This is a genomic window from Paenibacillus sp. P5_B5 (assembly GCF_056400365.1).
This window is the reverse complement of the sequence record NZ_JBFULK010000023.1, coordinates 44,154-63,597: the sequence shown is the minus strand read 5'-3', so window position 1 is coordinate 63,597 and position 19,444 is coordinate 44,154. Positions and strand designations below refer to the sequence as shown.

The following is a 19,444-nucleotide window of genomic DNA, read 5'->3' as shown; positions in this document are numbered from 1 at the left end:
GCCAGCGTTCGTCCTGAGCCAGGATCAAACTCTCCATTAAAGTGCTCATCAACCAAAGTTGATTTGCTATAATTAGAGCTGATTGCTCAAAATTTCTTGCTAGCTTGTCTTGATCACTCACGCCGAAGCGCTCGTTCTCTCAACGTTTTTGAGGTTAATAACCTCTTGTATGATATTTTGCCTTCGCGGGCAAAAATCACTTTTTCTTCACTCGTTGTTCAGTTTTCAAAGGACAATTTGTTGCTGTGTTTCTCGTGTGTTGCCGTGTTGTTCAGCGGCGACTTAAATAAGATAACACAGGTCAATTGGTCATTGCAAGCCCTTTTGCACATTTTTTTATTTGTAAAAAATTACAGCGACTTCTTGTCTGGAAGCCACTGTAATTCAAACTCTTTTATTCTCCTTGGCGATCTCTCATATGTGGGAAGAGCAGTACATCACGAATCGATGGTGAATTCGTTAGTAACATGACCAATCGATCAACGCCAATTCCGAGCCCACCCGTTGGTGGCATACCATATTCAAGCGCACGGATAAAGTCATTATCCATTTCATGTGCTTCATCATTACCATGCTCACGCTCAAGCAGCTGAGCTTCAAAGCGTTCACGCTGATCGATCGGATCATTTAGTTCAGTAAATGCATTGGCATGTTCACGCGCAACAATAAATAGCTCAAAGCGATCCGTAAAGCGTGGATCAACCGGATTCTTCTTCGCAAGTGGTGAAATCTCCACTGGGTGACCAAATACGAATGTCGGCTGAATAAGCGTCTCTTCAACAAACTGCTCGAAGAAAGCATTCAGAATATGTCCGAATGTCATATGGGGCTCCACTGGAACTTTATGTTCACGTGCTAATTGATGTGCTTCTTCATTCGTCATTTGAACGCCAAAGTCTACACCAACCACTTCTTTAACAGCATCAACCATAGAAACTCGGCGCCAAGCTGGCGTCAAATCAACCTCATATTCGCCATAAGTGACCTTGGTTGTTCCAAGCACCTCAGAAGCAATATGGGCAATAAGCTCCTCAGTTAATTTCATGATATCTTTATAATCAGCGTATGCCTCATAAAGCTCGATCATTGTAAATTCAGGATTGTGACGTGTAGAAATCCCTTCATTACGATAAACGCGACCAATTTCGTATACTTTCTCAAGTCCACCTACAATAAGACGCTTCAAATGCAATTCAATTGCGATCCGCATATGTAACTCCATATCAAGCGCATTATGATGCGTATTAAAAGGACGTGCAGCAGCACCTCCAGCAATCGCGTGTAAAGTCGGTGTCTCAACTTCTAAATAACCAAGTGAATCTAAATAACGACGCATCGATTGAATAATCTTCGAACGTGTAATAAACGTACGCTGAACGTCTTGACTCATAATTAAGTCAACATAACGCTGGCGGTAGCGCATTTCTACGTCCTTCAGTCCATGGAATTTATCAGGCAACGGCAAAAGAGACTTAGTTAATACTTCTAACTCAGTTACTTTTACAGATGTTTCTCCTGTTTTAGTTTTGAACACGACCCCTTTAACACCGATCAAATCACCAATATCCAGAATGGAAAAAGCAGCATATTTAGCTTCACCAATCGCATCTTGGCGCACGTAAATTTGAATTTTTCCTGTAATATCTTGTAAATGTGCAAAGCAAGCTTTACCCATTTCGCGTTTTTGCATAATACGACCAGCAAGTACAACTTCAACTGCTTGCTCATCTAGTTCTTCTTTACTCAAGTCATTATAACTATCAAGAATAGCTCCAGCTTGGTGAGTACGTTCAAAACGAGCTCCAAATGGGTCTATCCCCATTCCACGTAGCTCGTCCAATTTGTCCCGTCTAATCTGTAATAGTTCGTTTAATTCTAATTCGCTCATGATTTCACTCCTCATGTTATCTTGCGGTTTATAACAGCTTATAACCGAAAAAGCTTCCAAAGGAAGCTTTTCAGAAAGCAGGTTATGGATGAGAACGGATTACTTCTTAATTTCCATAATTTCGTATTGGATTACACCTGCAGGTACCTGTACATCCACAATCGACCCAATTTGCTTGCCAATAATGGACTTACCAACTGGGCTTTCATTCGAAATTTTATTCTGAAATGGATCCGATTCTGCTGTTCCGACAATTGTGTACTCTATTGAATCACCAAATTCTAAGTCTTTCAGTGTCACAATAGATCCAACACTTACAACATCCGTATCTACATCGTCATTGTTAATAATTCGAGCATTACGAAGCATTTTCTCAAGTGTAATTACACGACCTTCAACGAATGCTTGCTCATTCTTAGCATCTTCATATTCGGAGTTTTCACTGATATCCCCATAACCGATCGCCACTTTAATTCTTTCAGCGATTTCACGGCGCTTTACCGATTTGAGGTATTCAAGCTCCTCTTCAAGCTTCTGTAAGCCTGTTTGCGTGAGAATGACCTCTTTTTCAGCCATTTGTCCAGTCTCCCGTCATATAAATAATTTTTAATATCGGATTTTCCAGTTAAACCGCTTACCTTAATATATTACAACCAAGTCTGGTGATGACTGGAAAATAAAACTGATTTTTATATTGACTGATTATATTGCAATGGTATTCAAATGTCAATCTGCGACAGCTCCAGCTAACTCGCTTGAGTTGGAGAAATTCTCAAGTATTTCAGCCATTCCCATACGAGTGGTTTGCTCCATTATCGCATCTTTTACTCGAGCAGCTCCTCTTAAACCTTTAAGGTACCACGCCATATGTTTGCGCATTTCCTTAACAGCTACACGTTCACCTTTAAGATCAATCAAACGATCCATATGAAGAATAGCTATCCTCATTTTTTCTTGTGCTGTAGGTTCGTCTAGTAATTGACCCGTTGATAAATATTCAACTGTACGATACAGCATCCATGGATTACCAAGAGCTGCACGACCGATCATTACGCCATCACAGCCTGTTTGGTCGAGCATTCGTTTTGCATCCTCTGGAGTTATAATATCGCCGTTCCCGATAACTGGAATTGAGATTGTTTCCTTTACTTGACGGATCATGTCCCAATTAGAATGTCCTGTATACATTTGCTCACGAGTCCGGCCATGAACAGTTACCGCGGAACCACCACCACGTTCCACCGCTTTTGCATTATCAAGCAAATAAATATGCTGGTCATCCCAACCAATTCTCATTTTAACTGTAACCGGTTTACTCACGTTCGCTACAACCGTTCGAATCATTTCTTCAATTTTGGCAGGTTGAAGTAACCAACGAGCACCCGCTTCATTCTTCGTGATTTTGGGAACAGGACAGCCCATATTGATATCGATGATATCCGCATTCGTTTGCTGATCCACAATTTTAGCAGCTTCAACAAGAGTTTCTGTATCACCACCGAAAATTTGTAATGAGAGAGGTTTCTCTCTTTCATCTACAAATAGCATTTCAAGCGATTTAGCGTTGCCATGTAAAATGGCTTTATCACTTACCATTTCAGCACAAACTAAACCACAGCCAAAATCCTTGGCGATTAATCTAAAAGCCGGATTACATACACCTGCCATTGGAGCAAGAACGACTTGATTCGGTGCAGTTACACCACCTATTTTTAACATGTTATCAACCTCTTTCTACATTACCGGACTTAGAAGTATGAAGTTCCTCAAGATCTATATGAAGAGCGGAAGAAATTCGCTGTAAGATTCGTAAGTCAGGTTTTCTTGTTCCTCGTTCAATGGAGCCTAATACGGCCATAGAGACACCAAGTAAATCAGCAAGTTCAGCTTGCGTATGTCCCTTCAGTTTGCGGTAAGCTCTAACACGTCTTGCGATTACGTCTTTGTCCACAACATAACCCCTTCTTTCCCCTGACAAGTGTTTTGTATTTTCTGATATAATGCAGCTCTCTCTGCATCAACTAGAGCCATGACTTCAACAAGGGGAATCAATACAAATGCCCGCTCCTCCATTCGTGGATGTGGAAGTATAAGATCTGTTGTATTCATCTGCTGATCACCATATAGCAGCAAATCTAGATCTACTGTGCGTGGACCAAAACGAATATCACGTACTCTGCCAAGCTCAGCTTCCACATGAAGCATAAAATAAAGCAATTCATGCGAAGTTAGAGATGTGCATACACTGATTACTTTATTCAAAAAAGATGCTTGATCGGCATAACCAACAGGCTCCGTTTCATAAATAGAAGACGATGCAATGACTTGTATCTGTGGATGTTCGTTTAATCTTTCTACTGCTTGCTGCAAATAGCTTTCACGATCCCCCATATTGGAACCAAGTCCAATATAAGCTACTGTATCTGTTGTATCTCTATTAGAGGGAATCATGACAGTTCAATTCCTGACTGTTTACGAGTTATTTCAACCATTACACCTTGACAATGAACATCAAAAGGTGGATGCGGCTTATTAACGCGAACCATTACTTCATTAATCATATTATAAAGATGGAGCAATTCTGAAGCAATAGCTTCCGCTAAAGCTTCAATCAACTTAAAAGGCTTACCGAGGACAATTCGTTTAATGACTTCATAAGCGTCGGCATAGCTTACACTATCCTCCATCTGATCACTGAGACCTGGCTTGTTAAGCGGCATTCTCAATTCGACATCAACAAAGAATCGTTGACCGAGCTTATTCTCCTCAGGAAAAACGCCGTGATATCCGTAAAACTCCATTTTCGACAAAATAATCTTATCCATACTTGATCTAAATCCCTTCATAACTAAATTAGTACGTTAGTAATTAAATTGATTCCGAACGATGGCATCGGTCATAATTACAGTCCGCTTAATCTCCTTCACATCGTGAACACGTACGATATCACAGCCTTGCATAATCCCAAGTGTTACAGTTGCGGCTGTTCCTTCAATTAAATCATTCTTTGGCAGATCAAGTGTCCGGTAAATCATACTCTTGCGAGAAGTAGCGAGTAGAACCGGATAACCCAGCTTGGTAATTGGCGTAAGATTGTTCATTAGCCATAAGTTATGTTCATATGTTTTGCCAAACCCAATTCCGGGGTCAAGCACAATATTATGGTCAGCTACACCGGCTTGACGCGCAATGGAGATAGAGATTTGAAGATCTGATATGACCTCAGGGAGAAACTGATTATAGATAGCTTCTTGACGATTATGCATTAGAATAACGGGACATGCATGCCTCGCTGCTACTTTAGCTATATGAGGATCTCTTCTAAATCCCCATACATCATTAATAATCGATGCTCCTGCTTGCATAGCTTGTTCGGCAACCTCAGCTTTATACGTATCAATCGATATAGGCACAGGTAATTTAGCAGCTGTTAGGGCTTTAATAACGGGGATGACTCGATCAAGCTCCTCCTGCTCACTCACTTCCACTGAGTCAGGACGAGTCGATTCACCGCCAACATCAATTAGATCCGCACCTTCCTGGACCATTTGAAATGCACGTTTAACCGCCGCTTCAACCGAATTATAAGTGCCTCCGTCAGAGAATGAATCTGGTGTTATATTAAGAATACCCATTATGAGTGTTTTGCGGCCTAATTCTATCTGATTTGTTTCATACGTAAGAGTTCGTATCATATAACACTTCCTATGCGTTGTTGATAGTGCTCCATTAATCGTTTCGTTTGTGTCTCAGGAATTGAAGCATTCACTCTCTTGAAATTAATTTTCACATGATCTGGTGTATATAAATAGTTGATTGGCACTAGTTCTTGAATCGAACTTGTAATGAACGCTTCTTCAGCGCTTACTAAATGATCCCAAGTAAATAATCCTTCTACGAGCTCAATTCCCAAGGTACCAGCTAATTCTATAACTAGATCCCTTGTTACACCGGGTAAACAGCCTGTATCAAGCGATGGCGTATAGAGAATACCTTCTCGGAAGAAAAATAGATTCGATACAATCCCCTCGGCGAGATAACCATCTTCAGTAAGCATCAATCCTTCAGCACCTACAGCCCATGGATATCTGGAAAGTTCACGCTTGGCGAGAATATTATTCATATAATGCAATGATTTTAATCGATATAATCCTTCAGGTGTGTTGCGATTCAATTTAAGCAGCTGCAACGGCTTCCCATTTAGATATAACTTCTCATCTCTAGGAGGTAATCCCTTCACATATAAAATCTCCGTTGGTTGTTCATATGCTTCATCTCCAGGTAGACCCAGTATGGAAGTACCCGCAGTAATTGTATAACGAAAATAACCATCTGATAGGTCATTAGCCTCTAACAATTCATTCACTTGCTGGCGAATTCGTTCCAGATCAGGCATAAACCGAATACCAAGCTCTTTACAACCCCGATCAAGCCGTTCCATATGCTTCTCGAGTAAGAAAGCCTGCCCGTTATAGGTGCGAAAAGTTTCAAACAAGCCCATTCCATAAAGAAAACCGTGATCATAAACAGAGACCACAGCTTCTCTTTCTTCTATACAAAGCCCATTTAAGCTAATTATCATTGCGATTGCTCCCTTAACCAATGAAATTGCGAAGCAACTGCAAGCCTGAATTCGTTAAGATAGACTCTGGGTGAAATTGAACACCCTCAATCTTATACTCTTTATGTCGAAGTCCCATAATCTCTCCATCCTCTGTCCACGCGCTAACTTCCAGACACTCCGGTAAAGTCTCTTTACGGACAATCAAGGAATGATAGCGTGTTGCTGTAAATGGTGACGGAATTCCCTCGAATATCGTTTTACCATCATGATGAATTTCAGAAGTTTTGCCATGCATCAGGTTTGCTGCACGTACTACTTCTCCACCAAATGCTTGTCCAATGGACTGATGCCCTAGACAGACTCCAAATATCGGTGTTGTACCCTTAAAATGATCAATAACTGCGAGTGATATACCCGCTTCATTAGGTGTACATGGTCCTGGTGATATGAGTATACGATCAGGGTTAAGTGCTTCAATCCCCTGAATATCGATTTCATCATTGCGGTAAACAACTGGCTGCTCACCAAGCTCACCTAAATATTGTACTAAGTTGTAAGTGAATGAATCATAATTATCAATTACTAAAATCATCCCTAGCTCATCCTCCGCTCATGACTCTCCCATTGTTACCTGAGTCTCATTCTTTACTCTGCTTGTCATATATTCACTGTATTTAATTGCCTTCCAAATTGCCTTAGCTTTGTTAAGCGATTCTGTGTATTCCTTGGCTGGAACAGAATCAATAACTATACCAGCTCCTGCTTGAACATAACCGATTCCCTGTTTAGCTAAGAGTGTTCGTATAATAATATTAAATTCCATATCTCCATTATAGTCAATCCATCCCATTGAACCTGTATAAGGACCGCGACCAACTGGCTCTAACTCTTCAATGATCTCCATCGTCCGCACTTTAGGTGCACCTGTTATCGTACCACCAGGGAATGTCGCAGCTATAACATCAAACGCATCTTTATTCTCCGCTAATTCACCTTGAACTTCCGTAACAATATGCATAACATGCGAATAGTATTCAATCACCATGAATTCATCTACTTTGACGCTACCAAACTTCGAAATGCGTCCGAGATCATTTCGTTCGAGATCAACAAGCATCACATGCTCAGCACGTTCTTTATCATTCGATATAAGTTCGTCAGCAAGCTTCTGATCCTCTTGAGGTGTGTTTCCGCGCGGCCTTGTGCCCGCAATGGGTCTTGTCCTCAGCTTAGAATCCTCTAGCTGCACAAGTAGTTCAGGAGAAGCACTCACAAGCGTAAAATCACGAAAGCGCATAAGCCCCATGTATGGTGAAGGATTTATGATGCGCAACCACTCGTATATATGTTCTGCAGATGATTGTAGTTCACTGCTTTGACGCACGGACAAATTAACTTGAAATACATCCCCTTGAGCAATATAGGCTTGAATTTTCTCTACTGCTTGTTCAAACTCTTCTCTCGGAAATGCTCTTGTCAGATTGGGGAGCGTCTCCATATCAATATCAAGCTGCTCATCCCGTGCCAGTTTCTCGTTCTGGAACAGTTCTTCACGAGCCTGCCTTAACTCCTTAGAAAAAGTAGATTGAACGAATTGTTCCCACTGAGCTAACATGTCGAACGAAGCTTGCTCTGCTTGATCATAAGCGTGGCTTATCGCTTCACGACTACCTTGCAGATCTGACGTAACATTCGTATGGACTGCGATATATAAGGCAGACTGCTCATGATCGATCACCCAAACCTGATTATAAAGTCCAAATGCATAATCGGGCACTTCAACATCGCGATTAGCCTTGAGCGGCAACCGTTCAAGTGAGCGAACGACATCATAACCCCAGAAGCCAACACATCCCCCAATAAATTTAGGTGCTCCAGTGACTTTGGGTGAAATGTATGGTTTCATCCATTGCTTAACAGCCTGAAGTGGCTTCATCTGAACCCTATCATGCAATAACATCTGATTGTCATCATTCGTTCGATTATTTATAGCTTGATTAACACCCCAAATCTCTGCTTCCTCTATTGTTCCACGGATGATTGACTGTGGTTTAATACCAAGGAATGTATAACGCCCACCTTTACCACTCTCAAGCACGAATGATTCAGGTGTTGCTTGACGCCATGCCTCCTCCCATGAAGCAAGAGAAAGCATCTCTTTACTTCCTTCCCAGTCGACACGTTTAACAAACGGAAGTACGGTATAATCCCCAGTATCCATCCACATATACCAATCTGCAAGCCTTGTTACATTCACCGCTAAACTTCCCCCAATTCAGGTACAAATAGTTCCACATTCTCTTATTTAAAATTGTTATTAAGTATACTTCATTTGCTCATATAAATGAAATAGTACCAATTGTTAATTTTCATTAGTTGTGTTATGAAGTAATAGATCATTCTAAATGAAATGGAGGATAAATATGTCTTATCCCATAAGAATCCTTATATTCATAACCTTAATCGCATTATGTGGTTGCGAGTCGCAAGAGTTTGTCAAAGTACAGGGTTCGGGAGTTGCAGATAGTGAAAGTTATCAACCGATCAGAGAAATTTTCAAAAATAATACCTACTACAAGCCCGTTTCAATTAAAGAAGGCTTACAGCAATTGCCCGAAGCGATGGCTCACAATATTCATGCAGTCAACTCATCTGATCTACCCTTTAAGGTGGATCTCGAACAAGCTTTCATTGTTACAACGAAAGACAACCAAACGAATGAGGAGCTATATCAGCTCCAGCTTACTTATTTAACTAAGAATGAATACGACTTAACAGGAGAATCATTCTTCATCGTAAATATTGCACAACTTAGTAAGGATCCCTTCTCTAATATTGTCGAAAAGACAATTACAAAAGACTTATTGGGTAATCAGGTTAAAGTAGAATCCATCGACGATAACACATCACTTTATCACACGATCATTACAACAAATGGAGCCTATACTTATCATTACTATAATTATGATGCAAAGGATAATTCCATAGGCATTACCGGCACAGCAGCAAATGAGATTGTATATTATCATCACGGACTATTTTATCAAATTGGGTATCAAGTCGATGCAAGCAAGAACAATAAAGAGGTACATGATAAGATGGTACAACTGGCTAAACAACTACTTATTAAATGAATAAATAAGGCTCGCGGAAACAAAAAAGAGCTACCTTCGCGTCGAAGCGCATCGGGGTAGCCCTTGTTATTAACATTTATGTTGTATCTATCTTAATCTTCAAACTGATATAACGGAGTGGACAAATAACGTTCGCCATTACTTGGTAGGATGGCAAGTACTCGCTTGCCTGCTCCAAGCTCCTTAGCTACTTTTAAAGCGGCATAAATAGCTGCACCAGAGGAAATCCCACCTAGTATACCTTCTTCTCGTGCAACAATTCGTGAAGTTTCGAATGCAGCCTCATTCTCTACTTGAATAATTTCATCATAAATTTGTGTATCTAAGATATCAGGTATAAACCCTGCACCAATACCTTGAATTTTATGAGGACCAGGTTTACCGCCAGATAGAATAGGTGATGCTGCAGGCTCTACTGCGTAAATTCGAATGTCAGGGAAGTTCTCTTTCAATACAGCACCCGTACCTGTAATTGTTCCGCCAGTACCGATACCCGAAATAAATGCATCAAGCTTACCATCATAACCATTAATTGCTTCCACAATTTCCGGACCTGTCGTATTTTGATGAACCTTGACATTAGCAATATTCTTGAATTGCTGTGGCATAAAGTAGTTATCATTCTCTGAAAGGATCGCTTCAGCACGAGCAATTGCACCCTTCATACCCTCAGCGCCTGGTGTAAGAACGATCTGAGCACCATACGCACGAAGTAAGTTGCGGCGCTCCAAGCTCATTGTTTCTGGCATAACAAGGATTGCTTTGTAACCCTTTGCTGCTGCTACCATCGCAAGACCAATACCCGTGTTTCCACTAGTTGGTTCGATAATTGTATCACCAGCTTTAAGAAGACCATCACGTTCAGCAGCTTCTACCATTGCGATAGCAATTCGATCCTTCACACTAGAACCAGGATTCTGATACTCTAGCTTCACATAAACCTCAGCACTTCCTTCAGGTACTACACGGTTTAAGCGAACAATCGGTGTATCTCCAATTAACTCCGTAACACTTTGTACAAGCTTTGCCATAACCCAATTCCTCCTCATATAAACATTAAATAACTATATTTCCGATTAATTTAGTTGGTATTTGATTATTATTATATTAAGGCCATCTGAAAGTGTCAATAGGTGACGTTAGAATATTCTTATTATTAAGGCAGGAAACGATTATCTAAGATAACCGAACCATGCTTCTTCCTAAGTTCTTGAACAACTTCTTTAATAGGAAGTGCATTTTGCAGCGCCAATTGTTTACGAACTTTTTCCTTGGTTACAGCTTCATCCTCTTGTGCTACTGTTCTTTGGTCGAGTAATTTAATTATCGCGTAATTCCCATTGTTTAATTCAATAATCCCGCTTAATTTACCTGAGCGCAGTTTGGATGCTGCTTCTAGTACTTCAGGGTGAATGAATGGATCGTCATCCATGACCCAGCCTAGATCACCACCATTAGAAGCTGTAGTATCATCTATTGATCGATCACGTACGAGTATAGCGAATGTTTCCCCTTTGTTAAGTTCCTTTAGGGCCTTATCAGCATGCTCTTGACTCGCTAGAATCATTTGCTGAATATGAAATTCTTTGCGGACTTTAAATTCATCCTTATGAGTCTTTATGTAATCATCGACTTGACGATCAGTGATCGTAATATTGCGTGTGGCGATTTTATCAAGCAAAAGCTTGTATTCAGCATCTTTGTACAAGTCTGCTTGGGATAATCCAAGTTGTTTTTTCATAGCAAGATAATACTCATCCATACTATCATAACCAACACTCATCGCTTGCAGCTCTGTTTCAATCTCAAGCTTGGATACAGAAATCCCTAAAGACTCAGCTTCAATACGGATAGCGTGGTTATTTAATAGTTGGTTAAGTAATTCAGCTCCATAGCTGCGAACTAAATCGTCATGTAAATCACTTAATGTGATTTGGACATCTCCGATTTGTGCAATTACTTTATTCGATTCCAAACGTCCTTCTGCATCACCTAACTTGGAATGACTTGGCTCACTAGAACTCAAATTCATCAGTAGCAGGAACAGAAGAACGATTGTACTTAAGCTTAACCCCCCGATAACACTCCATAATACTTTGTTCGCCTTGTTCATATCCTTTAAATGCCGCCGCCTTAGTCAATCTAATTTATCAATTAATACCTGCAATTGCTGTTCTGAATAAACGTATTTCTCATTACAAAAATGACAAACCACTTCTGTTTCTTCACCTTCATCTAATAGTCTTTGAAGTTCAGCCTTACCTAAGGTCATCAAGGTTTGTTCAATTCTCTCATTAGAGCAACTACAATTAAAGTGAACTTCTGAAGTCTCTAATATTTGTATGGAGGGTAATACTTCATGAAGAATCTGTTCAAGCGATAATCCCCGATCAAGCATTGTTGTCATAGAAGGTATAGATGAAAGTTGCTGCTCAATGTCGGTTATTTCTCGATCGGTAAGACCGGGCATCAACTGGATAATAAAGCCTCCAGCTGCTTTAATGGTATAATCGACATTCACAAGAACACCTAATGCGACAGCAGAGGGAGTTTGTTCTGACTTAGCAAAATAGTACGTAAAATCTTCAGCGAGTTCTCCTGATACGATAGGAATAGAACCGCGGTAAGGTTCCTTCAGACCAAGATCTTTAATTACATATAAAGTACCATCTGTACCAACAGCTCCAGCTACATCGAGCTTGCCTACGGAATTCAGCGGCAAATCAACCTCAGGATTTGATACATATCCTCTTGCTTCACCTCTGGCATTGGCATCAACAACGATCTGCCCTATTGGTCCGCCACCTTTAATCTGAATCGTTAGTTTCTCTTCACCTTTAAGCATTGCACCCATCATAAGTGCCGCAGCAACGGTACGCCCAAGTGCCGCCGCTGCTGTAGGTGTTGTGCCATGTCTTTGATGTAATTCCTGCGTCATCTGCTTCGTTTGTACGGCAAACGCTCGAACTTTTCCTTCGAGCGCTGTACCCCTAACCATATAATCATTCATGAAATCGATGTCACTCCTAGCTAGTAGTTACAATTTCTATACATTCTTTTCGTAAATCATTTGCAATCCTTGCAAAGTCAGTAGTGGGTTCACAACATCAATTGTACGCGATTCGGACGCGATTAATTCCGCTAATCCTCCTGTTGCAACTACTTTAGTTTTAACATCAAATTCTTCCTGTATTCGTGTCACAATTCCGTCTACCTGAGATACGTATCCATAAATAATTCCTGCTTGCATTGCTGTAACCGTATTTCTTCCGATCACACTTTTGGGCTTGACGAGTTCTATCCTTGGAAGCTTAGCTGCTCGTTGATAAAGTGCCTCAGTCGAAATGCCTATGCCTGGAGCAATAGCTGAACCAATCAGTTGATGCTTATCATCAATATAATCATAAGTAGTCGCTGTACCAAAATCTACGATTATACAAGGTGCACCATATAATTCTAAGGCAGCAACTGCGTTCACGATTCGATCAGCACCGACTTCCTTAGGATTATCTGTGCGAATGTTTAATCCTGTTTTGATACCTGGGCCAACGATATATGGCGTTTTGTGAAAATAATCCTTACACATATTCTCGAGCGCATAAATCAATGGTGGAACAACTGAAGAAATAATGATGCCTTCAATCTCTTCTAATTTAATATCGGCATAACCAAAAAGATTATATACCATTATTCCATATTCATCAGATGTAGCAGATCGATTCGTACTTAATCTCCAGTGATGTATCAGTTCCCTCTGCTTATATAGACCAAGCACAATGTTAGTATTCCCTACATCCACCACCAAAATCATTTAAGCGCACCGCCTTTGCGCTCATTGAGATCAAGTGAAATATCAAGTGCAGTCACAGAATAAGTTAATCTTCCTACAGAAATAACATCGACACCTGTCTCTGCTAAGTTCTTAATTGTCTGAAGCGTCACTGAACCTGAGCCCTCGATAATAACATGTGGAGCTCTTGTACGAATGATTAGAACTGCTTCTTTCATATCACTAATTGACATGTTATCAAGCATAATAATATCTGCTCCGGCGGTAATCGCTTTATCTAATTGGTCAAAGCTTTCCACTTCAACTTCAATTTTCATCGTATGTGGAATTTCTTCTCTCGCAGCAGTAATAGCCTTCGTAATTCCGCCTGCACCCTTGATATGATTATCTTTAATCATCACGGCATCATAAAGCCCGAATCTGTGGTTATAGCCACCACCGACGCGAACAGCATATTTCTCAAGTAGACGAAGACCTGGTGTTGTCTTGCGGGTATCGACAAGTCTTGTCGATAATCCTTCAAGTGCATTAACGTATTCACGTGTCTTAGTCGAAATACCAGACAAACGTTGAAGAAGATTAAGTGCTAAACGCTCACCTATGAGAATACTTCGTGTACTTCCCGAAACAACGGCTAATACATCACCTTTGACAACCGTATCACCATCTTGCTTCTGAGGCTCGAAATGTAATGCGGAATCTATCTCAGCAAACACAAGCGCTGCGATCTGTAAGCCACATACGATACCGTCTTCTTTGACATGAATAATCCCTTTGGATGTATGATCCGCTGGAATAGTTGCCAATGCAGATACATCTCCTGTACCAACATCTTCTGCCAGCCAGGCTCTTATATTATTAACGACTAAATCAAGCTTAAGGTTGCGCATCCACAATCGACTCCTCTAAAATTTCTTGCTCTCTAACAAATTGAATATGTTTAAGCCATTGTGCATCATCACGATCCGGGAAATCTTCGCGATAATGACCGCCACGGCTTTCTTCACGTTTCAATGCTCCTTGCGTTGTTAACAACGCGCATGTCAACAAATTGGCAAATTCATATTCTTCTCGTCTGGTTAAGTAATTATTGAAAATAGCTAGCTGTCTCGATAACTCATCCAAGCCTTTATATAATGTTTGAGCCGACCGCTTAAGTCCAGCTTGTCTTAGCATGACCTTCTGTAGCTTAAGCTTGCGTTCAACGATAGGCTGTGTCGGTATATCTGTACGCTTATTAACATCAGTCACAAGTGATGCAATCATACTGTCTCGCTCAGTAAGCGGAGCTAAAGATTGAATTCGCTCGATAATACGTCGACCGAAAACAATTGCTTCTGACAAGGAATTCGATGCAAGCCTATTCGCCCCATGTACCCCTGTTGAAGACACCTCACCACAAGCAAACAGCCGCTTCACATTTGTTTCACCATGAAGATCGGTTTGAATACCACCCATCATATAGTGAGCAGCTGGAGCAACAGGAATCCAGTCACTTGATAAGTCTAACCCAAATGTCATGCAGAATTCGTAAATGGTCGGAAACCGGTGTTTCACCATTTCCTCAGATTCATGTGTTACATCAATATACACATAGGTTGAGCGGGTTGCCTCCATCTCGGATACGATTGCTCGTGCCACAATGTCACGTGGCGCAAGCTCAAGGAGCGGATGATAGCGTTCCATGAATCGTTCTCCACGTATATTGCGTAGATAAGCTCCTTCGCCTCGTACAGCCTCGGAGATCAAAAATCTCGGTGCGCCAGGGTAACAGAGTGAAGTCGGATGGAATTGGATGAATTCCATATCCTGAATAATTGCACCTGCACGATAAGCAAGTCCAATGCCATCCCCAGTTGCAACGTCAGGGTTTGTCGTGTAACGGTACAACTGCCCTGCCCCACCTGTACATAGAATTGTAGCATTACCAAGCACAATAACTTTGCTACCATCTTGCTTCTGTACAAGTGCCCCAATGCATACGCCATTCGGTTCCGTTAGTAGATCGATCACAAAGTGATCATCCCACAGTTCAATGTTGGAGTGACTCTTCACTTTCTCCGATAAAGCACGTACAATTTCTGCGCCAGTAGCATCACCATGCGCGTGTAGGATTCTACGCTGACTGTGTGCACCTTCTCTAGTTAGAGCAAGCTCGCCATCCTCAATATCGAACTCCGTACCAAAACGAATTAAATCCTTTACACCACTAGGGCCTTCATGTACAAGTACATCTACTGCTTCACGTGAGCATAAGCCCGCGCCAGCCATTAGTGTATCCTGTAAATGATATTCAGGTGAATCATCGTCCGAAATAACCGCAGCTATCCCTCCTTGGGCGTGCTGCGTATTCGAATCAAGCAACGATTTCTTTGTAATCATCAGTACGCGATGTTCTTTACTCGCCTTAATTGCTGTAAATAATCCTGCTATTCCTGAACCTATCACAATGACATCGGTATTAACTACTGGTAAAGAGCCCAATTCAACATCAACTAAATATCTTGGAATCACTCTTCTCATCTCCAAAGCTTGCGAATTCGATTATTTATTTATGAGAGCAGATTAACTCTACTTAACTAGTAACATACGTTCTAGCGATAGTCTTGCTTGATCTGCAACATGTTGTTGCACATGAATTTCTGGTTGCATAGTTTCTAAACAACGAACAACCTTCTTCAGGTTATTCACTTTCATATTCGGACAAACCAAATATTTAGTGGCAAAATAAAACTGTTTATTCGGACTATCTAAACGCAGCTGATAGCCAGTGCCGTCTTCTGTCCCAACAATAAATTCTTGACATTCTGACTCTCTGCAATATTTAATAATAGCTGTAGTTGAACCAACAAAATCACCCAGCGCTACAACCTCAGGTCGACATTCCGGATGAACGACAAACTGTGCATTTGGATACTTCAGCTTCATTTCCTCTACATCTTTGACAGTCAACATATCATGGGTGTTGCAGTACCCTTCCCAAATGATCATCTTCTTATTTGTGAATTTAGATACGTAGTCACCCAAATTTTTATCGGGTACCCAGATAATCTCCTCTGCATCAGCCGAATTTACTACATTCAGTGCATTAGCTGATGTGCAGCAAATATCTGTTTCGGCTTTGACTTCTGCAGAAGTATTAATGTATGCAACGACTTTGGCATTTGGATGCTGTTTCTTTAGAGCTCGTAAACCATCCACATTCACCATATCCGCCATTGGACATCCTGCACGTTCATCAGGAATAATCACAGTCTTATTGGGTGCTAGAATCTTAGCACTTTCACCCATAAAATGGACTCCACAAAACACGATTACATCAGCATCTGTTTGTGCTGCTTTCTGAGCAAGTAAGAATGAGTCCCCTCTAAAATCAGCAACCTCTTGAATTTCATCCCGTTGATAGTAGTGAGCCAATATGATTGCATTACGTTCCTTCTTGAGCTGTATTAAACGTTCCTTAAGCTCCCGGTTCTGCTGCGCCTTACGTTCTAACGCGAGTGCATCCATCATTTAACAATCCCTCCAGTCAGTAAAACAAATCTATATAAATATTATATTAAACTGCTAAGTCTTACGATGATAAGTTCACAACTAAATTTACACAAAATCCTTGTGTACTGTCAACCTGAAGAAACTGCTTAACATCCTTGAAGAGACACAATTTATCTATAGTTGTATGGAAATGAGGAGACAAGAAGAAACGGTTGCACCATCTTTATAAGACGGTTCGCGTATCTTAATGTATATAAGAGTCAAGATAAGTGTGAAACTTATACTTTCTTATAAAAAATGGCACTTCAAAGCTGGTTACACCAGACTGTTGAAGTGCCATTCATTTAGAGATACGAATAGGAGTTAGTTTGTTATGAACGCACTATACTTGTTCGTTATCATCTTTCTTATCTTTCTTGTCCGTATTGCTATTGTCGCCTACTTCATCTTTCTTAGCTTCCAAAGTAGTCGTTTGTTCGAAGTCGATTTTGTTATCAGATCTAGCTTCGTCACCAACAACAATATTAATTTTCACATCGTCAGCATTAACGCTTGAAGAAGATTTAGGCGGGTCCGTAATTTCACCTTTTTCAAGCAACTGAACGATTTGATCTTTATCAAGCGTTTCACGAGTAAGTAGCGCTTGAGCTACCAAGTGTACTTGATCTGTATATTGCGTAAGAAGTTGCTTCGCACGATCATAGCAAGCGTTAACCATGCTCTGCATTTCTTGATCAATTTCATATGCAATCGCATCACTATAGTTCTGTTCGTGACCGATATCGCGACCCAAGAATACGGTGCCTTGTGTTGAACCGAACTGTAATGGACCTAGCTTCTCACTCATACCGAATTCCATAATCATACGACGAATAATATTCGTTGTTTTCTGGAAGTCACTGTATGCGCCAGTACTAATTTCTCCAATAAACAATTCTTCTGCTACACGTCCACCAAGAAGACCTGTTATTTTATCAAGCAGCTCTGTTTTGGTTTGGTTCATTTGATCTTCGCCGCTCTTAGGCAGCATCATCACATATCCGCCAGCGCGTCCACGTGGAACGATTGTAACTTTATGCACCATATCAGCATTCTCAGCATAGTAACCAATAACTGCGTGACCTGCTTCGTGATAGGCAACCGTCTTCTTCTCTTTATCGGAGACCACACGGCTCTTCTTCTGCGTACCTACAATAACACGGTCGAAAGCTTCTTCAATCTCATCCATCGAGATATCTCTACGATTACGGCGAGCTGCGATGAGGGCTGCTTCGTTTAGCAGGTTCTCCAGGTCTGCACCTGAGAAACCAGTTGTATATTTCGCAAGATCATCCAATCTCACATTATCTGTAAGTGGCTTATTACGAGCATGTACTTTAAGTACTGCTTCGCGTCCTTTAATGTCAGGGCGATCTACCGTAATTTGACGGTCAAAACGTCCCGGACGAAGTAACGCTGGGTCAAGAATATCTGGACGGTTAGTTGCAGCAACGATAATAATCCCTTCGTTCGCACCGAAGCCATCCATTTCAACTAGTAACTGATTGAGGGTCTGTTCACGCTCATCATGACCACCGCCAAGACCTGCGCCACGTTGACGACCAACAGCATCAATTTCATCGATGAAAATAATACATGGTGCATTCTTCTTAGCATTCTCGAACAAGTCACGAACACGTGATGCACCGACACCGACGAACATTTCTACGAAATCGGAACCAGAGATCGAGAAGAATGGAACTCCCGCTTCACCTGCAACAGCTCTAGCAAGGAGTGTCTTACCAGTACCTGGAGGACCAACGAGTAGTACCCCTTTAGGAATACGTGCACCCACTGCGGAGAATTTCCGCGGATCCTTCAAGAACTCAACAATCTCAACAAGTTCTTGCTTCTCTTCATCTGCTCCGGCAACATCCTCGAACGTAACGCGCTTCTTCTCATCATTATAGAGACGCGCTTTACTCTTACCAAAGTTCATCACCTTGCCACCGCCGCCTTGCGACTGGTTGAGCAAGAAGAAGAAGAGTACAAACATAATTACGAACGGAATAATGGTTGTAAGGAAGCTAAACCATAAGCTTTCCCGGCGCATTGGTAAATACTCGTTAACAACATTGCTGTCTGAGATTTCTTTGACAACAAAATCACTTGCAGGAGCGCTTGTTACAAACGTCTTACTGTCCTTTAACGTTCCACTAATGGTATACGTATAGTTATCGAATTGAACCTTGACGGATTCCACCTTATTATCCTTAAGTTCCATACGGAACTCATTATACGGGATTTTATCCGTTTGTTCATTTCGATTCGTTACGAAAGTAACGATACCAACAACGACCAGAACGACTATTAAATAAAAACCACTAGTCCTTATAAACCGATTCATCCTCTACCACCTCTCAAACGGCACTCATATTATTTTACCACAGCTGTTAAATGCATCACAACAAAGCAGGCAAGAAGAAACGATTTCACCGTCTTTTAAGACGACGGATGCGTTTCTTAAGGTGATACTTAGAATTTATAAAACGAAGGTTATAAATTCTATATCACAAGAATACCGCGGGAAGGAT

At 41.0% G+C, this 19,444-nt stretch carries 19 protein-coding genes; 1 reads left to right on the top strand and 18 read right to left on the bottom strand.

Annotated elements, in window-relative coordinates:
- Positions 1–394 precede the first annotated feature (394 nt).
- From lysS to AC1DOK_RS22485, 10 genes are all read right to left on the bottom strand, one after another.
- Complete coding sequence (gene lysS, locus AC1DOK_RS22530) at positions 395–1,888, bottom strand: lysine--tRNA ligase (RefSeq protein ID WP_477556549.1); 1,494 nt, start codon at positions 1,886–1,888, stop codon at positions 395–397.
- A gap of 99 nt (positions 1,889–1,987) precedes the next feature.
- Positions 1,988–2,464: a transcription elongation factor GreA gene (gene greA / locus AC1DOK_RS22525; RefSeq protein ID WP_477556548.1), complete on the bottom strand. Its 477-nt coding sequence runs from the start codon at positions 2,462–2,464 to the stop codon at positions 1,988–1,990.
- A gap of 150 nt (positions 2,465–2,614) precedes the next feature.
- Positions 2,615–3,607: a tRNA dihydrouridine synthase DusB gene (gene dusB, locus AC1DOK_RS22520; RefSeq protein ID WP_477556547.1), complete on the bottom strand. Its 993-nt coding sequence runs from the start codon at positions 3,605–3,607 to the stop codon at positions 2,615–2,617.
- Between the two features lie 4 nt (positions 3,608–3,611).
- Positions 3,612–3,839 carry a helix-turn-helix domain-containing protein gene (locus AC1DOK_RS22515; protein WP_477556546.1) on the bottom strand — a complete coding sequence of 76 codons (228 nt, stop codon included), beginning with the start codon at positions 3,837–3,839 and terminating at the stop codon, positions 3,612–3,614.
- A complete protein-coding gene (folK, locus tag AC1DOK_RS22510; protein WP_477556545.1) occupies positions 3,824–4,339 on the bottom strand; it encodes a 2-amino-4-hydroxy-6-hydroxymethyldihydropteridine diphosphokinase in 516 nt (171 codons plus the stop codon). The genes AC1DOK_RS22515 and folK overlap by 16 nt, the downstream gene beginning before the upstream one ends.
- Positions 4,336–4,713: a dihydroneopterin aldolase gene (gene folB, locus AC1DOK_RS22505; protein WP_477556544.1), complete on the bottom strand. Its 378-nt coding sequence runs from the start codon at positions 4,711–4,713 to the stop codon at positions 4,336–4,338. The genes folK and folB overlap by 4 nt, the downstream gene beginning before the upstream one ends.
- Before the next feature lie 36 nt (positions 4,714–4,749).
- Positions 4,750–5,583, bottom strand: a complete 834-nt coding sequence (folP, locus tag AC1DOK_RS22500; protein ID WP_477556543.1) for a dihydropteroate synthase — start codon at positions 5,581–5,583, stop codon at positions 4,750–4,752.
- Positions 5,580–6,470, bottom strand: a complete 891-nt coding sequence (pabC, locus tag AC1DOK_RS22495) for an aminodeoxychorismate lyase (RefSeq protein WP_477556542.1) — start codon at positions 6,468–6,470, stop codon at positions 5,580–5,582. The genes folP and pabC overlap by 4 nt, the downstream gene beginning before the upstream one ends.
- A gap of 13 nt (positions 6,471–6,483) precedes the next feature.
- The gene (pabA, locus tag AC1DOK_RS22490; protein ID WP_477556541.1) at positions 6,484–7,044 is read right to left on the bottom strand and encodes an aminodeoxychorismate/anthranilate synthase component II; all 561 of its coding nucleotides are present in this window, start codon (positions 7,042–7,044) and stop codon (positions 6,484–6,486) included.
- A gap of 18 nt (positions 7,045–7,062) precedes the next feature.
- Positions 7,063–8,709, bottom strand: coding sequence for an anthranilate synthase component I family protein (locus tag AC1DOK_RS22485; RefSeq protein WP_477556540.1), 1,647 nt, complete (start codon positions 8,707–8,709; stop codon positions 7,063–7,065).
- A 166-nt stretch (positions 8,710–8,875) separates the two neighbouring features.
- On the opposite strand from AC1DOK_RS22485, the gene AC1DOK_RS22480 reads away from it, so the two are divergent.
- Complete coding sequence (locus AC1DOK_RS22480) at positions 8,876–9,586, top strand: hypothetical protein (RefSeq protein WP_477556539.1); 711 nt, start codon at positions 8,876–8,878, stop codon at positions 9,584–9,586.
- Between the two features lie 92 nt (positions 9,587–9,678).
- On the opposite strand, the gene cysK is transcribed toward AC1DOK_RS22480, so the two are convergent.
- The 8 genes from cysK to ftsH form a co-directional block, all read right to left on the bottom strand.
- Positions 9,679–10,617 (bottom strand): cysteine synthase A, encoded by a 939-nt coding sequence (cysK, locus tag AC1DOK_RS22475; RefSeq protein ID WP_477556538.1) that lies wholly within the window; start codon positions 10,615–10,617, stop codon positions 9,679–9,681.
- A 125-nt stretch (positions 10,618–10,742) separates the two neighbouring features.
- Positions 10,743–11,699, bottom strand: a complete 957-nt coding sequence (locus tag AC1DOK_RS22470; RefSeq protein ID WP_477556537.1) for a peptidylprolyl isomerase — start codon at positions 11,697–11,699, stop codon at positions 10,743–10,745.
- A gap of 24 nt (positions 11,700–11,723) precedes the next feature.
- Positions 11,724–12,596 carry an Hsp33 family molecular chaperone HslO gene (gene hslO, locus AC1DOK_RS22465; RefSeq protein ID WP_477556536.1) on the bottom strand — a complete coding sequence of 291 codons (873 nt, stop codon included), beginning with the start codon at positions 12,594–12,596 and terminating at the stop codon, positions 11,724–11,726.
- Between the two features lie 36 nt (positions 12,597–12,632).
- Positions 12,633–13,397 carry a type III pantothenate kinase gene (locus AC1DOK_RS22460; RefSeq protein ID WP_477556535.1) on the bottom strand — a complete coding sequence of 255 codons (765 nt, stop codon included), beginning with the start codon at positions 13,395–13,397 and terminating at the stop codon, positions 12,633–12,635.
- Entirely contained in the window at positions 13,394–14,266 is an 873-nt protein-coding gene (nadC, locus tag AC1DOK_RS22455) for a carboxylating nicotinate-nucleotide diphosphorylase (protein WP_477556534.1), read from the bottom strand. Before nadC ends, AC1DOK_RS22460 begins: the two co-directional genes overlap by 4 nt.
- Positions 14,253–15,890 carry an L-aspartate oxidase gene (nadB, locus tag AC1DOK_RS22450; RefSeq protein WP_477556533.1) on the bottom strand — a complete coding sequence of 546 codons (1,638 nt, stop codon included), beginning with the start codon at positions 15,888–15,890 and terminating at the stop codon, positions 14,253–14,255. Before nadB ends, nadC begins: the two co-directional genes overlap by 14 nt.
- Before the next feature lie 57 nt (positions 15,891–15,947).
- Entirely contained in the window at positions 15,948–16,886 is a 939-nt protein-coding gene (gene nadA, locus AC1DOK_RS22445; protein WP_477556552.1) for a quinolinate synthase NadA, read from the bottom strand.
- 367 nt (positions 16,887–17,253) lie between these two features.
- Positions 17,254–19,257: an ATP-dependent zinc metalloprotease FtsH gene (ftsH, locus tag AC1DOK_RS22440; RefSeq protein ID WP_477556532.1), complete on the bottom strand. Its 2,004-nt coding sequence runs from the start codon at positions 19,255–19,257 to the stop codon at positions 17,254–17,256.
- Positions 19,258–19,444 lie beyond the last annotated feature (187 nt).

What these genes read in the sequence shown, in the direction of transcription:
- nadA (WP_477556552.1), bottom strand. Translation starts at nt 16,886, where the DNA reads ATGGATGCACTCGCGTTAGAACGTAAGGCGCAGCAGAACCGGGAGCTT.
- folB (WP_477556544.1), bottom strand. Translation starts at nt 4,713, where the DNA reads ATGGATAAGATTATTTTGTCGAAAATGGAGTTTTACGGATATCACGGC.
- pabC (WP_477556542.1), bottom strand. Translation starts at nt 6,470, where the DNA reads ATGATAATTAGCTTAAATGGGCTTTGTATAGAAGAAAGAGAAGCTGTG.
- pabA (WP_477556541.1), bottom strand. Translation starts at nt 7,044, where the DNA reads ATGATTTTAGTAATTGATAATTATGATTCATTCACTTACAACTTAGTA.
- greA (WP_477556548.1), bottom strand. Translation starts at nt 2,464, where the DNA reads ATGGCTGAAAAAGAGGTCATTCTCACGCAAACAGGCTTACAGAAGCTT.
- ftsH (WP_477556532.1), bottom strand. Translation starts at nt 19,257, where the DNA reads ATGAATCGGTTTATAAGGACTAGTGGTTTTTATTTAATAGTCGTTCTG.
- cysK (WP_477556538.1), bottom strand. Translation starts at nt 10,617, where the DNA reads ATGGCAAAGCTTGTACAAAGTGTTACGGAGTTAATTGGAGATACACCG.
- dusB (WP_477556547.1), bottom strand. Translation starts at nt 3,607, where the DNA reads ATGTTAAAAATAGGTGGTGTAACTGCACCGAATCAAGTCGTTCTTGCT.
- folP (WP_477556543.1), bottom strand. Translation starts at nt 5,583, where the DNA reads ATGATACGAACTCTTACGTATGAAACAAATCAGATAGAATTAGGCCGC.
- hslO (WP_477556536.1), bottom strand. Translation starts at nt 12,596, where the DNA reads ATGAATGATTATATGGTTAGGGGTACAGCGCTCGAAGGAAAAGTTCGA.
- AC1DOK_RS22480 (WP_477556539.1), top strand. Translation starts at nt 8,876, where the DNA reads ATGTCTTATCCCATAAGAATCCTTATATTCATAACCTTAATCGCATTA.
- AC1DOK_RS22470 (WP_477556537.1), bottom strand. Translation starts at nt 11,699, where the DNA reads ATGAACAAGGCGAACAAAGTATTATGGAGTGTTATCGGGGGGTTAAGC.
- folK (WP_477556545.1), bottom strand. Translation starts at nt 4,339, where the DNA reads ATGATTCCCTCTAATAGAGATACAACAGATACAGTAGCTTATATTGGA.
- nadC (WP_477556534.1), bottom strand. Translation starts at nt 14,266, where the DNA reads ATGCGCAACCTTAAGCTTGATTTAGTCGTTAATAATATAAGAGCCTGG.
- lysS (WP_477556549.1), bottom strand. Translation starts at nt 1,888, where the DNA reads ATGAGCGAATTAGAATTAAACGAACTATTACAGATTAGACGGGACAAA.
- AC1DOK_RS22460 (WP_477556535.1), bottom strand. Translation starts at nt 13,397, where the DNA reads ATGATTTTGGTGGTGGATGTAGGGAATACTAACATTGTGCTTGGTCTA.